The sequence below is a fragment of the Vibrio sp. 1288 genome, from assembly GCF_033344475.1.
Genome location: NZ_JAWPOX010000608.1, coordinates 1 through 662, shown reverse-complemented (window position 1 = coordinate 662; position 662 = coordinate 1). Strand labels below are relative to the sequence as shown.

At 44.4% G+C, this 662-nt stretch carries 1 protein-coding gene and 1 pseudogene; both read right to left on the bottom strand.

Annotated features, from left to right (window positions below):
* Positions 1 to 315 (bottom strand): annotated as a pseudogene (locus R8O11_RS28315) (transcription elongation factor GreB); the annotation flags it as partial.
* A gap of 154 nt (positions 316 to 469) precedes the next feature.
* Positions 470 to 662 (bottom strand): RimK/LysX family protein (locus R8O11_RS28310; protein WP_318195008.1); only part of this gene is annotated, 193 nt, incomplete at its 5' end.

The following is a 662-nucleotide window of genomic DNA, read 5'->3' as shown; positions in this document are numbered from 1 at the left end:
AATGCGGAACTTCTTCACATCACCAGCTTCGTTTTCAATCTCGACCCAAGCACCAAAAAAGACTTTGCCTTCTTGTTGAGGTGAGTAATCTACGATGGTGACTTCAGGTAAAAACTTTCTGAGAAAACGAACGCGTCGATCGATTTGACGCAGCAGTCGTTTATTGAAGGTGTAGTCAGCATTTTCCGAACGATCGCCAAGGCTGGCCGCCCACGTCACGATCTTGGTGATTTCTGGACGCTTTTCATTCCAGAGGTAATCGTGCTCTTGCTTGAGTTTGTTATAACCTTCACGGGTAATCAGCTTAGTTTTCAATTTGGCTCCTATTCATTTCGGCATAAAAAATGCCGCACATTCAGCAGCATCGACGCTTACGCGATCTTCATCCTAAACCTAGAATTATACCCAAAGCCACAAGATTCTCAGAGCGGACTTTGGGTATTGGCAATTAGGTTAGGCGACGGTTCGACTATTTTTCGTAATCTGGTTTTTTCGTCACGATGTAATTGGTTTCACTCGCTACTAACGCACCGTGCTTTAAGAAGTTTTTACCCAAAATCATGCTGTAATGAAAGCGTCCGCGATCTTGCAAATTCACACGAATTTTCTTCTCTAAGTCACCCAGTTTGACGTGCATTTCCACCACCGGACGGACGTTTGCT